General features: G+C 39.8%; 14 protein-coding genes. 8 read left to right on the top strand and 6 right to left on the bottom strand.

Going from position 1 to position 17,181, the window contains the following annotated elements:
- On the bottom strand, positions 1-213 hold a 213-nt coding region (locus tag ACEW80_RS33905; RefSeq protein ID WP_373530820.1), incomplete at its 3' end, for a hypothetical protein.
- Positions 214-846: 633 nt separating this feature from the next.
- Complete coding sequence (locus ACEW80_RS33900; protein WP_373530819.1) at positions 847-1,407, bottom strand: Uma2 family endonuclease; 561 nt, start codon at positions 1,405-1,407, stop codon at positions 847-849.
- A 354-nt stretch (positions 1,408-1,761) separates the two neighbouring features.
- On the opposite strand from ACEW80_RS33900, the gene ACEW80_RS33895 reads away from it, so the two are divergent.
- On the top strand, positions 1,762-2,724 hold the full coding sequence (locus tag ACEW80_RS33895; RefSeq protein ID WP_373530818.1) for a DUF4351 domain-containing protein: 963 nt from the start codon (positions 1,762-1,764) through the stop codon (positions 2,722-2,724).
- Positions 2,725-2,891: 167 nt separating this feature from the next.
- Here ACEW80_RS33895 and ACEW80_RS33890 read toward each other — a convergent pair whose 3' ends face one another.
- Positions 2,892-6,317 carry a helicase-related protein gene (locus ACEW80_RS33890; RefSeq protein ID WP_373530817.1) on the bottom strand — a complete coding sequence of 1,142 codons (3,426 nt, stop codon included), beginning with the start codon at positions 6,315-6,317 and terminating at the stop codon, positions 2,892-2,894.
- Between the two features lie 407 nt (positions 6,318-6,724).
- Positions 6,725-7,909 carry a photosynthetic/respiratory NAD(P)H-quinone oxidoreductase subunit H gene (locus ACEW80_RS33885; RefSeq protein WP_373530816.1) on the bottom strand — a complete coding sequence of 395 codons (1,185 nt, stop codon included), beginning with the start codon at positions 7,907-7,909 and terminating at the stop codon, positions 6,725-6,727.
- A gap of 244 nt (positions 7,910-8,153) precedes the next feature.
- Here ACEW80_RS33885 and rsmH point away from each other — a divergent pair, with 244 nt between their 5' ends.
- From rsmH to ACEW80_RS33870, 3 genes are all read left to right on the top strand, one after another.
- Positions 8,154-9,032, top strand: coding sequence for a 16S rRNA (cytosine(1402)-N(4))-methyltransferase RsmH (rsmH, locus tag ACEW80_RS33880; RefSeq protein WP_373530815.1), 879 nt, complete (start codon positions 8,154-8,156; stop codon positions 9,030-9,032).
- Positions 9,033-9,246: 214 nt separating this feature from the next.
- A complete protein-coding gene (locus ACEW80_RS33875) occupies positions 9,247-10,242 on the top strand; it encodes an endonuclease/exonuclease/phosphatase family protein (RefSeq protein WP_373530814.1) in 996 nt (331 codons plus the stop codon).
- Positions 10,243-10,343: 101 nt separating this feature from the next.
- Complete coding sequence (locus ACEW80_RS33870) at positions 10,344-11,675, top strand: lamin tail domain-containing protein (protein ID WP_373530813.1); 1,332 nt, start codon at positions 10,344-10,346, stop codon at positions 11,673-11,675.
- A 108-nt stretch (positions 11,676-11,783) separates the two neighbouring features.
- Here ACEW80_RS33870 and ACEW80_RS33865 read toward each other — a convergent pair whose 3' ends face one another.
- Together ACEW80_RS33865 and ACEW80_RS33860 are read right to left on the bottom strand one after the other, a co-directional pair.
- A complete protein-coding gene (locus ACEW80_RS33865; RefSeq protein WP_373530812.1) occupies positions 11,784-12,140 on the bottom strand; it encodes a hypothetical protein in 357 nt (118 codons plus the stop codon).
- Positions 12,141-12,485: 345 nt separating this feature from the next.
- Positions 12,486-12,638: a hypothetical protein gene (locus ACEW80_RS33860; protein ID WP_373530811.1), complete on the bottom strand. Its 153-nt coding sequence runs from the start codon at positions 12,636-12,638 to the stop codon at positions 12,486-12,488.
- A gap of 898 nt (positions 12,639-13,536) precedes the next feature.
- Here ACEW80_RS33860 and ACEW80_RS33855 point away from each other — a divergent pair.
- From ACEW80_RS33855 to ACEW80_RS33840, 4 genes are all read left to right on the top strand, one after another.
- Complete coding sequence (locus tag ACEW80_RS33855) at positions 13,537-14,277, top strand: pentapeptide repeat-containing protein (protein WP_373530810.1); 741 nt, start codon at positions 13,537-13,539, stop codon at positions 14,275-14,277.
- 174 nt (positions 14,278-14,451) lie between these two features.
- On the top strand, positions 14,452-15,924 hold the full coding sequence (locus ACEW80_RS33850) for a pentapeptide repeat-containing protein (protein WP_373530809.1): 1,473 nt from the start codon (positions 14,452-14,454) through the stop codon (positions 15,922-15,924).
- A 296-nt stretch (positions 15,925-16,220) separates the two neighbouring features.
- Positions 16,221-16,460 carry a hypothetical protein gene (locus tag ACEW80_RS33845; protein ID WP_373530808.1) on the top strand — a complete coding sequence of 80 codons (240 nt, stop codon included), beginning with the start codon at positions 16,221-16,223 and terminating at the stop codon, positions 16,458-16,460.
- Positions 16,461-16,516: 56 nt separating this feature from the next.
- A complete protein-coding gene (locus ACEW80_RS33840; RefSeq protein WP_373530807.1) occupies positions 16,517-16,909 on the top strand; it encodes a hypothetical protein in 393 nt (130 codons plus the stop codon).
- The last annotated feature ends 272 nt before the right edge of the window (positions 16,910-17,181 follow it).

Below are 17,181 nucleotides of genomic sequence, written 5' to 3'. Positions count from 1 at the left end.
AGCCTCTGGTATTTTCCCATCTGCTGCGGTAATTTCAAAGATTGCAACACCCGAAAGTTCAGCAATTTTTTGATATTGATATGTCTTGTCGTCAATCTTTAAGGTTACAGCTTTTTGCCTTGAAGGTTTAGACCAACCTAATTCTTCTATAAACAACTTACTAAATTCAAAGTTATAAAGTAAATCGCGTGTTCGTTGAAAATTGAGTGACATAATTTACCCTAAATAGCTTGCGGAAAAACCAAGCATGGTAAACTAGCCACTCAGAAAAGAAATGAGTGGCTCTAAAAACAAAATCCGCCAGCGCGGACTTTAAGAAACCCTATTTATACGAGTTAAATTTTAACCATGCTCCTTATATCTTTATAAATCCTTTATCTTTGATTATGGTTGAGCAATATTACCGAAAGTTATCGCTTTATTTGAGCGCCGACTTACTTTGTGCAGCCACAATTTTTTAATCGTCACGTATATTTGCTGATTACTTTATCAAAACAGCCTCATTGCTTTATAAAAATACTTAATTACTTTCTCAAAATACTTAAATGCTTTTACAAAACAAGCTTTTGCTTATTCAAAAGAAGCTTTTGCTTGCTCATTTTAGTGTATTCCGCAAGCAAAACAAGCTTTTGCTTATTAAAAAGAAGCTTTTGTTTATTAAAAAGAAGCTTTTGCTTACTCATTTCTGTGTATTTCGCAAGCAAAACAAGCTTTTACTTACTCATTTGAGTATTTTACGCAAGTAAAATCAGTAAAAAAATTGTAGTAACCCAAGAAAGCCCCGGAAATGTTGGGTTTCATTCCTCAACCCAACCTACTATATCTGAGACGCTTCCAAATCTATTTCTATTTCACTATTAACCAACTAAATATATCTGCTGGCGTAATTTGCCAATCTGCGAATACATTAAGAACAGTCAATTTATCATGATTATATTTTACTTCAGGCAACTTATGAGGTTGAAATACCATCACCGATTTATCATTAGAGTCAATAAACCAACCTAATTTTGTACCATGATTAATACAGAAAATAATTTTATCAATCACACGGTTAGGAGATTGGTCAGGTGAGAGAATTTCAATAATCCAATCTGGATAAATTTCAAATTTGTTAGCAATTTCTCCAGATTCATCAACAACAAGCCGTGACCACTCAAATACAGCAATATCTGGAACTAAAGAACGTCCTCCAAATGTGCAGCGTAATTCAGTTAATGCTAAAGCTTTTTGCTCAGATTCACTTACCTGATTAATCTCCGTTGATAAACGAGTTTGGATTCTGCTATGTTTTCCCTGCGGCATTGGTTTTTGGTATATTTTTTCATCAATATATTCACTAGCTGGTTTAGTTTCTGGTAATTGCAGAAACTCTGTCAAAGAAAGATTAGATGATAATATAACCATAAAAATTATTCCTAAAATAATTCGATTATATATTGAAAGTCAACTTAACGTTACTTAACGTTAAAAGGGCGGTTAAAAACCGCGTCTACACAAGCAAAATCCACCAACCTGGGTTAAGAATATTTGTAGGTTAGGTTGAGGCTTTGCAAAACCCAACATTTAGCGTGGTTTGTTGGGTTTCACTTCTCTACGAGAAGCGGTAGCGAGTCATTTAGCGTCATTACGAATTAGTCTCCGGTAAGGAGAAGCAGCTGGCGCGCGGTTTCTAACCACCCTTTAGAGTTTCTCCAAGAAGTTAGGTATTTTGTTGTTCACAAATGATTTAGGATTGCTAAATGGTATAGCAATAAACCGATGAATAAAGAACTAGAAAGAGTAGATAATGATAGCCCGTGGAAAGAAATTTTAGAAGCTTACTTTCCCCAAGCAATGCAATTTTTCTTTCTCCGAACAGCAGAACTAATTAATTGGGAACGTCCACACGAATTTCTCGATAAGGAATTTCAACAAATAACCCGCACAGCAGAACAAGGTAGAAGATATGCAGATAAATTAGTTAAAGTCTGGCAAATCCAAGGACAAGAAATTTGGCTATTAATCCATGTAGAAATTCAAGCACAATCAGAAGACATCTTTGCAGAAAGAATGTTTTCCTACAACCTGCGAATTTTTGACAGATTTGGGAAACCTGCCATAAGTTTAGCAATTTTGTGCGATACAGACCCGAAATGGCGACCCAATGAATATAGTTATAATTATCCTGATACCAAACTTAACTTTGAATTTGGAACTGTTAAGCTGCTAGATTATCAAAATCGTTGGACAGAATTAGAAGCCAGCGACAACCCATTTGCAACTGTAGTAATGGCGCATTTGAAGACACAGCAAACAGGTAAAAAGCCAGGAGAACGTAAAGCTTGGAAATTTAGCTTGATTCGCCGATTGTATGAATTAGGATTGCAAGAAAAAGATATTCGTAATCTTTATCGGTTCATTGATTGGGTTATGATTTTACCAAAAGCCTTGGAAGCAGAATTTTGGCAAGAGTTTAAGCAATTTGAGCAGGAGCAGACTATGAGCTACATCACCACAGGCGAGCGCATTGGTTATGAGCGAGGAAAACAAGAACTTGTCTTACGCCAACTACAAAAACGGGTAGGAGAGTTACCACAAGAGTTTCGGGAACGCATTCAAACTCTTTCTTTAGAGGAATTAGAAGCACTTGGCGAGGCTTTATTGGATTTTACAGCCATTGAGGATTTACTTAACTGGTTGGAAGTCAATCAAACAGCGTTGAATATTTCTCGTCCGGTCTAGCTCAAACACTATATCTTTAAGTCGGACAGTTAAGAATATTTGTAGAATATTTGTAGGTTGGGTTGAGGCTTTGCGAAACCCAACATTTACCGTGGTTTGTTGGGTTTCACTTCTCTACGAGACGCTACGCGAACGTTCTACCCAACCTACAATTCTTTAATTACGAATTACGAATTAGAAAATAATCCCAAAGAACAAATAATCTCAGGTTCTCGCTTCTCCATTTCCTCAGTCACAATACACAAACGGTCATCTATCCGTAACGACACTACTAACTCAGCCAACTGCTGATTATTAATGCCGCTTCTTAGTTGACGATTAAGAGTATCAATGGCTGACTGTCGCAAAGGATAACGGTAAATCTCATCAATTGCTTTTAAAAGTTCTTCACTAACAAATACTGTTCCTTTCATATCTTCAACATAACCCTTAAGTCGTTCATAGCTGCGAAACCTTGCCCCTGATGGTCGCCCCAATTGACCACCTGCACTTTTCTCTTCTTCAGCAATCAATTCAGCACCCTTTTTCACTAACTCGTGATGCTGTTTATCTTTAGGTATGGCTGGGGTAGATTCTTCACACGCCGCCACCCGCAGAACCGCTAATTGTGATTGAGTAACACTATTTCCATTGCGGTCAACATAAATCAAAGAATCATTTCCCTCAGTGGTTTTCATATAAAGCAATACTCCCTCCGGTTGCACGAGTTGCGGAGTATGGGCGCGGGTAGAATAAACTACATTTTGCATTTCTTCAATGGTTTTTTTCAAACCTGGATTACCATCAGTGGCTTTTTTCCAAATTTGAAATGCTTCAGAAGTCAAATCAACTTCCGTATCTTCTTCCCCATCTAAAACTCCAGATTTCTCATTGTAGAGGTCAAGAATTACCCGTGCATCATCATCTTCAAAAAAAGCTTCATCAGTTCCCACAACTTCCGCATTTTCTTGCAGTCGTTTGCGGAGTCGTCCCCGCAAATTAATAATACGTTCTACTCCCTCGGCTGGTAAAAAAGAATAACAAAGAATTTGGTCTGAATTTTGCCCAATGCGGTCTACTCTTCCTGCACGTTGAATTAAACGAATAATCGCCCAAGGTAAATCCCAATTGACAATGATTGCACAGTCTTGTAAATTATGACCTTCACTCAAAACATCGGTAGCTATTAAAATCCGCAACTCATCTGATGATGAAATTTGCTCCCGTTTTCCATTACTCACAGGGCTAAATCTTCCCGTCATTACTGTCGGGTCTTTAGATTGACCTGTTACCCCAGCCATATTTGTAATATGACTTGAATGCAAATTGTCTGCAAGATAACGGACTGTATCAGCAAACTGTGTGAATATTAGTACTTTATCTTTGGGGTGAGTTTTCGTTAGCAGTTTGATTAAAGCAGCAAGTTTTTCATCTGTTTGCGGACTCCACTCTCCACAGTCTTGCAGCACATTAATCAGGGCTTTGGCATCCTCTAGTAAATCACGTTTTAGTTTTTTAATGTCAAAAAGTGTAGAAGGTAGCCACTTAAATCGTCGTTGATATCGGGTTCTGTATTCTTGATAAATTGACTCTGCTCTTTGACGAAAAACTTTTTCTGTTTTACATTCTTTCTCATCGTCATTAGAAAAAGGAGTTTCTTCTGTCTCTACTTGCAGCAAATTAGTAGAGTCATCTTCTTCTGTTTCCGTATCAAACAAAGCTGCTACCACAGAATCGGCATCTTCATCATTATTACTTGTATCTAATAACTCAGCATCCTGAGTTCCAATGGGAATATCAAGCCCTTGCTCTAAGGCATATAAATAAATGAAGTTTCGTAAAATATGGCGTTCAATTGATTGGATAAAAATAACGCCACTACTTTCTAAACGTTTAAACAAATTCGTCCGAGAAAAACCCATTAACCTTCTACCGCCACGAAATAAACTATTAATCAAACGTTGTTCGGTGTCTGTAGGTGGTTGATTGGGTTTAGCAATAACGTAATTTCCTAGCCCATAACGAGGTAAATTAAGTTGATTAATTACTTCTACTACTAACTCAGAGTAAAGATGCGAATAAAAGTCAGTGTTAGAACCTTCTAAAGAAAACTTGAGATTTCGCGGTAGGCGCTGAGGAAAATAAGAATGTCTGCCATCAGCAAATTCTAAATATTTACGCCCTGTTTCATCTGTGTGGGCATAATTATCTTTAATAAAAGAGCGAGTCCGTCGCACCATGTAGCGCTTCATCAATTCTCGCCAGTCGTCAGGGTGTTCGCTTTTCTCAAAGGCTGCTAAGGAACGCACAGAACATTGATGCTTTCTAATAAACTCTAATTCTCCGATAGAACTGCCACCAAGTTCATTAATTAAAGCTTCTGGTCTTAACCCTAAATCTTCATGTTCTGGAACAAATAGCCGGAGTTGGGCTGAAAGGTCAAGATAACTTTTATTGTAAGGAGTAGCAGATAATAAAATACATTTGCTTTCGTTAGCAGCAATATATTCGGTAATGGCTCGATAACGTTTACCTTCGCGGTTACGTAAGTTGTGACTTTCATCAATTAACACAACTCGGTAACGGCGGAGTTTTGGGAGCTTATTTTGTACTTGACTAATTGACATAACTTCGGCAAGTAGGCGATAGTTATTTACATATTCTTGCCACATTGGCATCAAGTTTTTTGGGCAGATAATTAGTGTTTCTAAATAACAATCTTCTTGTAATATCTTAGCTAAGGCGGTTCCAACTAAAGTTTTACCCAAACCAACGACATCGCCCACTAATACGCCACCACGCCTAGTTACATGACGCGCTGCTAGCTGCACGGCAGCTTTTTGGAACTCAAATAAATTGTTAAATTCGCGGGGAATACGAAATTCTGAAAGTCCGGCGATCGCTTCATGGGATAAATGGTAAGCTATCTTCAGGTAGATGTAGTAAGGTAAAATTGACTCATCCCTCGCCCAACTCTGATCAATAATCTCTGCTAATTCTTGAGATATATCTATACAACCATAATCTTGCCAGCGATCGCTAAACCACTTTTGCAGTTTATTGCAAGCATCGTGGTCTAAAATATCAACATTTAACTCCCCTTGTTTCACCAATCCGGGAAGGGTTAAATTACTACTACCCAAGAATCCCACAATTGGAGTATTGGGGTCATGGCGATGCACAAGATATAATTTAGCGTGAAGGGAACAGCCCACAGACAGTTTAATAATTAGTTTCTGACTTTTTAGCTGATGACTTAACCGCCGCAACCCAGCTTCATCCTCATTAGTCGGCGCACCGATTGTCAACTGCTTGCGAAATTCCGAAGCCATGCGTTTTTTCAACCGCACAATAGTACTATTATCAATCCCTTCATGACCACGACTAAGGGTAAATGCTGCATGAACTTCATCACTGGGTAAGCTTTGCATCCCGATGAGCAAACGGCAACAAGCCTTTTCACTACCAACATACTGTTCAATCAAATCATCAATTCTTCGCCAACCTCTGAGGTTGAAGTAGCCTACACAAAAATCTGCCCGATAAGAGACTTTGAGGGTTTCTCGTAAAATCGGTAGCAGTTGTAAGTTAATGTTGTCAAAAATCCGGGGCATTACTCAAAACTCTTAAAAAGAGAGGATTTATAAATATTTCGTACCTATGTTATATGAGTAAAAAATTTTTCTAGCCAGAGAAGGATTAGTTTATTACTGCCTTAATGGTGCGATGCCACGTACTATTGTTGGTATAATCAAGTACGTTATACTAAGGCTTAACTCTTTGTCAAAGTCAATTTTTTTAACGATAATCTTCTTCTTTCCTTTCTTCTTTGCGCGGCAGTCGCTACAACGGGGGAACCCCCGCAACGCGCTGCCTTGCCTTTGCGCCTTTGCGTGAGATAAAAACAATGTGGTTCATTTACCCGAAAATCGCTGTAACTGAACTATTTACCCAATGCAAAAAAAATAGAGCAGTTGCACTGTAATACAACTGCTCTAAGAAGTACTTCGATAGAAATTTTCTACCTATCTACAGACCCCATAATTACGTCAACACTACCGAGAATCACCACGACATCTGCAACCTTCATGCCGCGCAGTAACTGTGGGACAATCTGGAGGTTGTTGAAGTCCGCAGCGCGAATTTTCCACCGTAAGGGGAAGACGTTATCATCGCCAACCAAATAAATTCCCAATTCACCTTTGCCACTTTCTACACGAGAGTAGATTTCACCCTTGGGAATCTTGAAGGTGGGAGAAACTTTTTTGCCGATGTATTGATAATCAAATGCGTCCCACTCTGATTTTTTACCTGCGGCTAGGCGTTTGGCTTCCAGATTTTCGTAAGGGCCACCAGGAAGTCCTTTAATTGCTTGGCGAAGAATCTTCACAGATTCGCGCATTTCGCGCATCCGCACCACGTAACGCGCAAAGCAATCGCCGGCAGTTTCCCACTGCACGTCCCAGTCAAAATCGTCGTAGCATTCGTAATGGTCAACTTTCCGCAAATCCCATTTCACGCCAGATGCGCGTAACATTGGTCCAGAAAGTCCCCAATTAATTGCTTCTTCACGAGTGATAGTACCAATACCCTCAACACGTCGCCGGAAGATGGGGTTATCGGTTACTAAGCGTTCATACTCATCAACTTTGGGTATTAAATGGTCGCAGAATTCCAGACACTTATCTACCCAACCATAGGGCAAATCAACTGCTACCCCACCAACACGGAAGTAGTTGTGATTCACCATCCGGTAGCCTGTAGCGGCTTCCCACAAATCATAAATCATCTCCCGTTCCCGGAACTGGTAGAAGAAGGGAGTTTGAGCGCCTACGTCAGCGAGGAAAGGGCCAAACCATAGCAAGTGGTTAGCAATGCGGTTCAACTCCAGCATGATGACGCGGATGTAGCTAGCGCGTTTAGGAACAGTGACACCTGCAAGCTTTTCTGGGGCGTTAACAGTAACTGCTTCGTTGAACATTCCCGCAGCGTAGTCCCAGCGACTAACGTAGGGGACGTACATGACAGTAGTGCGGTTCTCGGCAATTTTTTCCATTCCCCGGTGCAAATAGCCGATGACTGGTTCACAGTCAACAACATCCTCGCCATCCAAAGTCATGATTAGCCGCAGAACCCCGTGCATTGAGGGGTGGTGTGGCCCCATGTTTAGCACCATAGGTTCAGTGCGGGTTTCTAGTCTGGTCATAGATTTCGTGTTCTCCGTTCGTGAAAATTTTGAATTCAACCGCGCAGATGCTAACTACACCCAATTTATCTTGTCTGTCACGCTAGTAATGAAGAGTTTATAGTAAGAACTTTAGTGCTTACATAAACTTGCGTCTAGATGTATTGCCCAGACAGGGGTATGTTGGAGAGGGGGTGACAGAGGAGAGATTTTACTTGATGTTTCATTTTGTTGCACTTCTTCAACTATTATATGGAAGCTCGATATGCAAGGACTTGAGGCGCAGGAATTTTTTCATGTGCCAGTATTGGGGCGAGAAGTAATTGAGGGTTTGGCAGTGCGTCCGGGCGGGCATTATTTAGATGCGACAGTAGGCGGTGGCGGTCACAGTCGTCTGATTTTAGAAGCGGCGGCGGATGTGCGGCTAACGGCAGTTGACCAAGATGAAGATGCTTTGGCGGCGGCGCAGAAGTACTTAGCTGAATATGGAGGACGTGTAAAATTTATTCATAGCAACTTTGCTGAATACGAGTTTACCCCTAATACTTTCGATGGTATTTTAGCCGATTTGGGGGTGAGTTCTTACCATTTAGATCAGCCAGAACGGGGTTTCAGCTTTCGCCAAGCTGCGAATTTGGATATGCGAATGGATCGAGGGCGATCGCTAACTGCTGCTGATGTGATCAATAATTGGGATGAGGCAGAATTAGCAGATATTTTCTTTAAGTACGGTGAAGAAAGATTATCGCGGCGCATTGCTCGTCGCATTGTCGAACGTCGTCCACTGCATACTACTATTGAATTGGCTGATGCGATCGCTTCTTCAGTTCCCCCTAAATACCGTTATGGTAGAATTCACCCCGCTACCCGTGTTTTTCAAGCTTTGCGAATTGTCGTCAACGATGAGTTAAAATCCCTAGAAACTTTTTTAGATAAAGCGCCAAATGCCCTTGTCCCTGGCGGCAGAATTGCAATTATCAGTTTTCACAGTCTGGAAGACCGCCCGGTGAAGCATGGTTTAAGAAATTTACCTTTGTTAAAAGTATTGACAAAAAAGCCGATCATTGCATTAGAAGAAGAGATTAGTAATAATCCGCGATCGCGATCGGCCAAACTCAGGATAGCAGAGAGAAAGCAGGAGTAAGGATTCTTGGTGTTGATAAAAACTAATGACAACAAAGGATTCTGGTTTTTATTTAGAGAGAGGAATACAAACCGTTAGTTATTTTTAGACAAGCAGCTTGATAAACTTTTAAAACTTAGTAAAGATTAATGATAAAAAATAAACCTTGCTGTTAAGATAACTTTGTACAGATAAGCACAGTACAAAAAGCGATTTATCATAATTTAGGGCAAGTATGGCTACATTTAAGGTCATGACTTGGAACTTAGAGAATCTATTCTCTGTAGGTAACAGCTTTGGTCCCAAAACGCAAGAAGAATACACACAAAAGCTAAATAGCTTAACTAATGTAATCTTGGATCTTGAGCCTGATGTGCTAGGTGTCCAGGAAGTTGGTGATCTGCAAGCATTTGAAGAACTATTAGCCCAGTTAGAGGGACGCTACCCACATAGTTATGTATCTAAATCCCCAGATATTCGGGGAATTCGCGTTGGCTTTCTTTCAAAATTAGTGATTGAAGAGCATGAGGAATTAGTAGATTTTCCTCAAGCTAGTTTTTCCAAATTGCTCAGTCAAGACACTGAAGGGAATTCGACTGAAATTACCCGCATGGGTCGAGGCGCTCTCCGAATTCTTGTTAGACCAAAACCAAATATTTCTATTCATCTCATCAATGCACACTTAAAATCTAAGCTATTAACTTTTCCCTCAACAACAAATCGTCCACGATTTGCTCCCAAAGACGAAAATGAACGTAGCAGAGTTGCTGGATTAGCGCTTTTAAAGCGAACAGCAGAAGCAGTTGCATTGCGTGTTAAAGCAAATGAGTTATTAGAAAACAATGCTAACCAAGGTTTAATCATTTTAGGAGATTTAAATGATGTACCATCTGCTGCTACTACTCAAATTCTTCAAGGCCCAAGTGGCAGCGAGATTGGCACACGCGGGTTGAATCAGCCAGATAGAGGAGATGATGCAAGGCTATTTAATTTAGCTCCTCAAATTGATGAACAAAGACGCTACTCCCGTATTTATCAGAACAACAAAGAGTTAATAGACCATATTTTTGTCAGTCAAGAACTAATGCCTGGTGAGCCGCGTAAATTGCCAGAAGTGGACAGCTATATCGATGTTATGGATGCACTACCCTCTATCAGTGATGACCCTAACTTAAGACGCGGAAAACCTGGTTCAGATCACGCACCAATCATCGCAATTTTTGATTTGTAACTAATTCAATCTTGTTTCATAGAGTGGGTGCTTGAGATTAAGCTTCCACTAACTTGACTTATATATCGACAATAGAACAATAAATAGGGAGTACAAACAATATGCCTGCTGATCCTACGATTTACGATCAAATCTGGAAAGCTGATACTAACCGCTTTACCGTAAGTATACGTGATGCTGAAGGAAATTGGATCGATCCGAAGGCTGATATCTTACTCGACCATCAAGTGAAGGCAGCAGGGGATAAGTGGTTAGATTTGGCTACTCGCCCTCTCTTTGAAAAAGTTAAGGATAAGCGTTTTGCAAAAGGCACTTATGCAGCTTTGATTGAATTATTCGACAATTATTTGATAAATTACCGTGACCCTGAAGACTTTACTCAACAGGAAAATGATGAAATTACTAAATTTATTGACCTGTTACTAGATACCCAACCGATGAAGATTGCCTATGATTACATCACAAATGGACTAAGGAAACCAATCTCAAAAGATGAATTTCGCAAAGAGATAAGTAAAGTGTGGTTTGAGCCATTTACTAATTACTTCGGAACTGATGTTGTCAACTACTGTTCTGGTTTTGAACATGTGTTTGTTGGTGAGGGCAAATTTAACCTGCGGGGTGGTCCAGGTTGGGGAGAGGTTAGTGGTTATCACAACTGGGTGAAGTTTTATTTAGATGAAGCTAAGGGGCGGGTAAACTTCTTGGGCACGCAGTATAAGTTACCTGCGGTGTCGGAAGTGAAAAACCCCAACGTAGTAACGCTGCAAATGACTTGGATGCTGAACAACATGGCGGGTGAACCTGTTGCTCAGATATTTAAGGAGCGCGGAGGCTTTTTTGTTGGTACTAGTCCAGAGTGTGATTTAGCTTTGGGGACTGTAGCCTACTACGAGTCAGTTCAGAATTTAACTCAGAACGATCGCCGAGCTGTTACCATCCAAGAAGGAAATTATAACTTGGTAATTTACCGAGAGACGACGCAAACGAATGAACGTGGCAGACACATCCGGTCATTTTATCCTGAATTCCAGGGTGGTGGAAATTTTGAGCCTCTGCCACGGCCTGGTAGTAGCCCAATCTCGCGTCCAATTGAAGATGTAGAGACGCAAGGCGGCTCAGTAGTTGTCGTGGCAGCGCTTCCAAATCCAGAAGGAGCAGAATCGGGTGAATGGGTGGAGCTAAAAAACATATCCTCCGCACCAATCGCGTTGGATGGGTGGTTCCTTGCAGATAAAGCGGGTCGGCGACGGATGCTGGAGGGAACATTAGCAGCTAGTGAGCAAAAACAGTTTCTAGTGCGGACAATTAGCCCTCTCTCTATGCAATTGGGTAATTCTGGTGGGCAGATTGTACTTTATCAACCAGATGGTGAAATAATTGCTTCGGTATTCTATAAAAAAGCTCGGTCTGGAGAGGTTATCAACTTTTAGTTAGGCAGGTTCAGTTGGTTAAAGGTAAGGCTTAAAGAAAAAAGGAGAATCCTTACTCCTTTCTCTTTTTCCTTACCACAAGCAGCTTCTTTGCTCGTAAAATGCACCTCAATTATTTTCAAAATTAGGCGAAGACCTTAACAAAAGTAAATTTTTATGCTTACGCTTATTCTTATTCTTGGGGATAGTCAAATAATTATCAACGTAGCGAAAAGCAGCTGCACAGTCGTAATCAGCAATGGCTAGAGCTTGCAAGAAAATCTTTGGGGTAATTTCAAACCCTAAAAATTTTTCTGTTAAAACTAACAAATCTTTGTCTGTGGCAGGAAAAGTAATTTCTTCTGCCCCTTCTGAATCATGTAAGACATCTTCAATTAATACTTTGGACACTTTGTCCTCCCTAAGAGCTACCTCTAGAGTCATCTCCAGATTGACTTGGATAACAGTTGTTACAGGGTTGGTCATAAATGTACCCTGATAAACTGAATGCTCCAGTTTTGATCAGAAGTACAAATTAGCGTAACAGTGTTTTTGCGGAATTTATGAAGCGGAGAAATTAAAGTATCAGCGCATTTGCGGTGATATATCCAAAGTTATGCAAATAAGCCTGAACAATCTGCAATTTCAGTCTGGGTGCCGCAGCTACGCCCATCGTAAACATCGCTCTGATAGAATAAGTATAAACACTTAAATAATGTGAGTTCGACGAGTTCAAAAAAAGGCAGGGTAAAGCACCATAAAAGCCAAATATGTTGAAGCGTAACTACATTAAGCTTAGTTCCTAAAATAAATGATGTTTTAGGTGTTTCTCTAACTGCTCATTTTTAACCAACCAACCACTTGAGCAACTGTTAGCTCCAAGTTTATCCCCGCTAACACTGGCAAACGCTCATCACCCTGCAAAAGTTTTGGTTGCTGATTTGGAGAGAAGACTAAAATGGAACGATCTTTTTGGTCTATCAACCAACCTAAATTGTTACAGCACTTCCTGTTGCTATGAGGTACAGATACTTGGGATGCTATTAGTAGTCTGTCAAGCTATAGCAATCCGATTTGATTTCTAAAATTATTTGCGTAGGCTGGGAGTCAATACCGTTCGGTTAAGCCCAAAAAATAAAAATGTGTAGGTTGGGTTGAGGAACGAAACCCAACATTTTGCGGCGTTTGTTGGGTTTCGCAAAGCTTCAACCCAACCTACAATATTCTTAACCGAACCGTATTGAGCTGGGAGTGGGGAGTGGGGAAGAAGTCTCTTTGAGTTGTACTGAGTTTGTTCAAAAATCAAACATGAGTCCTATAGTAATGAAAAGTTTGTAGTAAGCACTTTAGTCCTTAGAAAATAAGGACTGAAGTCCTTACTACGAACTTTCTTACCCATCAATTTAAACTTGAGAGACTATTAACACAGATAAATAATAATTCGATCAATTAGTGTACCTCATAACTTCGGGAAGTGCTGTAAAGCTAACCTCACTGTTACATCTGAAACCTTAAAATTTTACATTCTTAGGATAAAAGTATGGCTGTGATGCCACCAATTAGCACCAGGTATTTAACTAGTTGCTGTAAATTTTACTGCATTTAAATGCTGAGATTTACGATTAAATACTACTAGACATTTATCACTGATTAGATATAAATCAAAATTATCATGATGAGAGTTAATTAACAGTGAAGAGTGAAGAGTGAAGAGTAGTGAGTACAACTGATGATTGAGTATCGCAGGTAGCATATATGTTAACGTCTACTTACTCAACAGCTATATTCTCTATTTTGTTACATTAGCATATTCAATTATTGCTCATGCTTGAAACAATAACATACACAACTAAATTGTTAAATACTACTGCAATCATTAGATATGTTAACAGTAATAATTAATGTTTGTTATGCCATGAAAAATATTTCATCAACAAATAACATCCAACTGTCAAAAACATTTATGAGGATATATGTTTTACAAGAGAAATTTAAACAAGCTCAATATCCATTGCCAAAACAACGCTTAAGAATAGCAATTGAACAGCTAGAGAATAACAAAATAAAAACCAGTCTGGCTGTAATTAATGATTTAGAGCAAATTGCCCATATTCATCCTCAGTATCACTGGATAATTATGGACATTCTGACTAGTTTTGTCCGAGAAAATGCTTCTCATAAACCCCAACAGGAAGTAATAAGCAACTCATCAGTAAAAGTTCGTGTAGATATTCAAGCAGCCCTTAGTGTTATCGCTAAAAGAGATGCAAACAAAGACTCAGAAAATGAGCCGATACTTGACTTGAGTTACACGGATATGAGAGGAGCAAATCTGAATGGGGCGAACTTAGAACAGACAAATCTCTATCAAGCTAACCTTTCTGGGGCTAACCTCAAAGAAGCTAATTTAAAAGGAGCAATCCTCAGTGCAGCTAACTTAGAAGGAGCTAACTTATATTTAGCCAATCTAAAAGGGGCAATTCTTTGTGCAGCTAACCTCAAAGGGGCTAATCTTTCTGGAGCTAACCTGCATCGCACAAATCTATATTTAGCTGATCTGCATGAGGCAATTCTTAATGATGCCATACTTGATGGAGCAAATCTCAGAGAAGCCAAGTTCTAATTCGTAATTCGTAATTAGCATTTCATTGATTTTCGCCGCAATGTACCAGTATATTCGATATCGTTCCCTAGTTAAGCGGGTATTCTGACACCTATGATAATTTTCTGCTAGATGCTATACTATTTTTCCTCAACATCTAAGTAATAATTCTAGGTTGTAAGGAAAATTTTTACCATGTCTTCTAAAAAGACAGACGCTTTGTTGAATTGGTTGATAACTATAACAGTTATATTTGCCTTCTCATTGACTGTAATTTTCTTTGCATTATCCAGTATTAAGGAATTGTCAATTCAGGAAAAGATCCAGTATAGAAACCAAGGATTAACAACTACTGCAATAGTTTTTCTGGCATCGGCAGCAATGTTTAATGTTTATTATGCAGCCAAGCGTGTCCAGACGATGCAGAAAAATGCGATCGCAGCTGAGAAAAACCTCGAAATTGGCATTCAAAATGCCAAACTCAATCAAGATAGATTGATTGCAGAACGCTTTATGGGGGCAATTACCCAGCTTGGGCATGAAAAGGTGGAAACCCGGACAGGCGCAATTTATGCATTAGAAAGAGTTGCTCAAGATTTTCCTAAAGAACACTGGACAATTATGGAAATTCTTACTGCCTTTGTGCGAGAAAATGCCGCAAAAGAGCAGTTAAAAGGAGAGCAACAGCCGGAATATTTATCAGTAGTTTACTCAAGTCGGCGTAGAGGTGGGTCGCGTCCAACACAGCAGTTGGAGGATAATTTCCATGAAGAAGTGCCAAGAATCCGCACTGATATTCAAGCCGCTCTGACTGTCATCGGCAGACGTAATTTACTTGAAGACCCAAAAGATCAAAAACTTGATTTACGCAATATCGACATCCGAGGAGCAGACCTGCTAGGAGTTAATCTGCAACAAGCTGACCTCCGTGGATCTGATCTTAGTGGGGCTGACTTGCGTGGAGCTGACTTGAGTGAGGCAGACCTTAACGGCGCTAAACTCGTTCGGTCTATTCTCTATGAAGCCAGATTGCTAAAAACCAGTTTGTGTGGAGCCAATCTGTGTTGGGCTAATTTGAATCGCGCCAACCTCTCTGGGGCAAACTTGCGTTCTGCTAACCTCTCTGGGGCAAGTCTGCGTGCAGCTGATTTGCAAGGAGCGAATCTCTATAAAGCTAACTTGCAACAAGCAACTTTGAAAATTGCCAACCTCTCTGGGGCAAAGCTGTTTTTAGCTAACTTGCAAGGAGCAAAACTGGGTAAAGCTAATCTGCAATTAACGGGGCTGATTGGTGCCAACCTATCGGGGGCTAACTTGAATGGTGCCAACCTTTCTGGGGCTAACTTGAATGCAGCCAAACTCCAGCAAACAGAAGTCTATTTTGCCAATCTCTCAGAAGCTAGCTTGACGGAAGCTGATTTGTATCAGGCAAACCTCATCGGCGCAAACCTGCATAGGGCAACCTTTTATCAAGCTAATCTGACTCAGGCTAACCTGATGGGAGCTAACTTTTTAGAAGCTAACCTTATTGATGTCAAACTGGAAGGGACAATTTTAACGGGAGCTAAAAACTTAGAGTTGCAGCAGATTAGAAAGGCACTTGGCGATCGCACTACTCGCCTACCTGATTATATAGAAGCACCGACAGATTGGCGACAATCAAGTTGAGTTATCACAGCATCATTAGTTATTTGGGCGCATTCTACCGTTTTCACTTAATGCTATAGTTTTTACCAAAAGTCTCCGTAACAATTTGGGAGATGAAGAAGCTGAAAGCTATGTCTGATAACAATACAGATACACCAATAAATTTGTTTATAATTCTAATTTTATTTATTGGATTATTTATTAATTTACCGAAATACAAGAAATAGATGAGAGTACTGCCGCCCTCTATGGCTTGTAGGAGAATATAGAAGAGAACAATCTTGCCTACAGTATTAATAAATGTTGAGGGAAAAACCATGCAATCAGCTTTACGTATCACAACCAAAGTTTTACCAGGAAACAAAATAGAAATTGAAATTCCAGAAGCTGAAATCGGCGATAGCGTTGATGTATTTGTGATATTACCAGAAAAATCTGAGCCAAAACATCGTTCTGTACTAGACATTATAGAAGAAAGCCGTAGGAGACACCCCTCTCGAACTGCTGAGGATATAGACAGACAACTACAAGAAGAACGCTTATTATGGGACAGCTAATGCTTCCAACTGCGCGATTGCGGTTCGTTAAAAAATCAATCGTCTAGGATTGCTATATGTCTGATAAAAACACAGACACACCCAGAAATTCGTTTATAGTTCTAATTTCATTTAGTGGATTATTTATTATTTCATTAGTTATAGTCGCTTGCGTTGTCTGGCATATACCTCCAATAGATGAACGACTAAAAAATGAAACGGAAGCGCTAAAAACTACTGCGACAATTTTTGGCGGAATTGCAGTGTTTATCAATGCTTACTATGCTGCGAAGCGTTGGGAAGCTATGGATAAAAGTGCTGAGGCTGCAATTAAGAGTGCTGATGCTGCTTTAAGAAATGCAGAAGCAGCACAAGATAAGCAAATCACAGAACGCTTTGGGAATGCGATCAGCAATTCTCATTTTGAAAAAAATAGAGTATTAACCCCGATTTTGGAATTCACAATATAGTACAAAGTAACTAGTTTCTTCGACAGAGGCAATGGCTAAAAAAACATCTGGAACGAAAAATAAGTATAACTACTCAATAAAATAGAGAGATTACCTGACAACGAACGGAGGAAATCCAGTTCATCGTTCGATTTTTAGAGTAGGGAATTCAAAGGAAATAAAAATTTATAATTGTTGTCATCTGAGGTAAAATCGGTGAGTTAAAAATCCACTTCTCACGTCAAATTACTCCAAGATGGCTCAAAAAGCAGCAACCCTAGAAATTCCTGAAT

Source organism: Nostoc sp., assembly GCF_041747015.1.
In the GTDB taxonomy this organism is placed as follows: domain Bacteria; phylum Cyanobacteriota; class Cyanobacteriia; order Cyanobacteriales; family Nostocaceae; genus Nostoc.
This window is presented reverse-complemented; position numbering and strand designations above follow the sequence as displayed.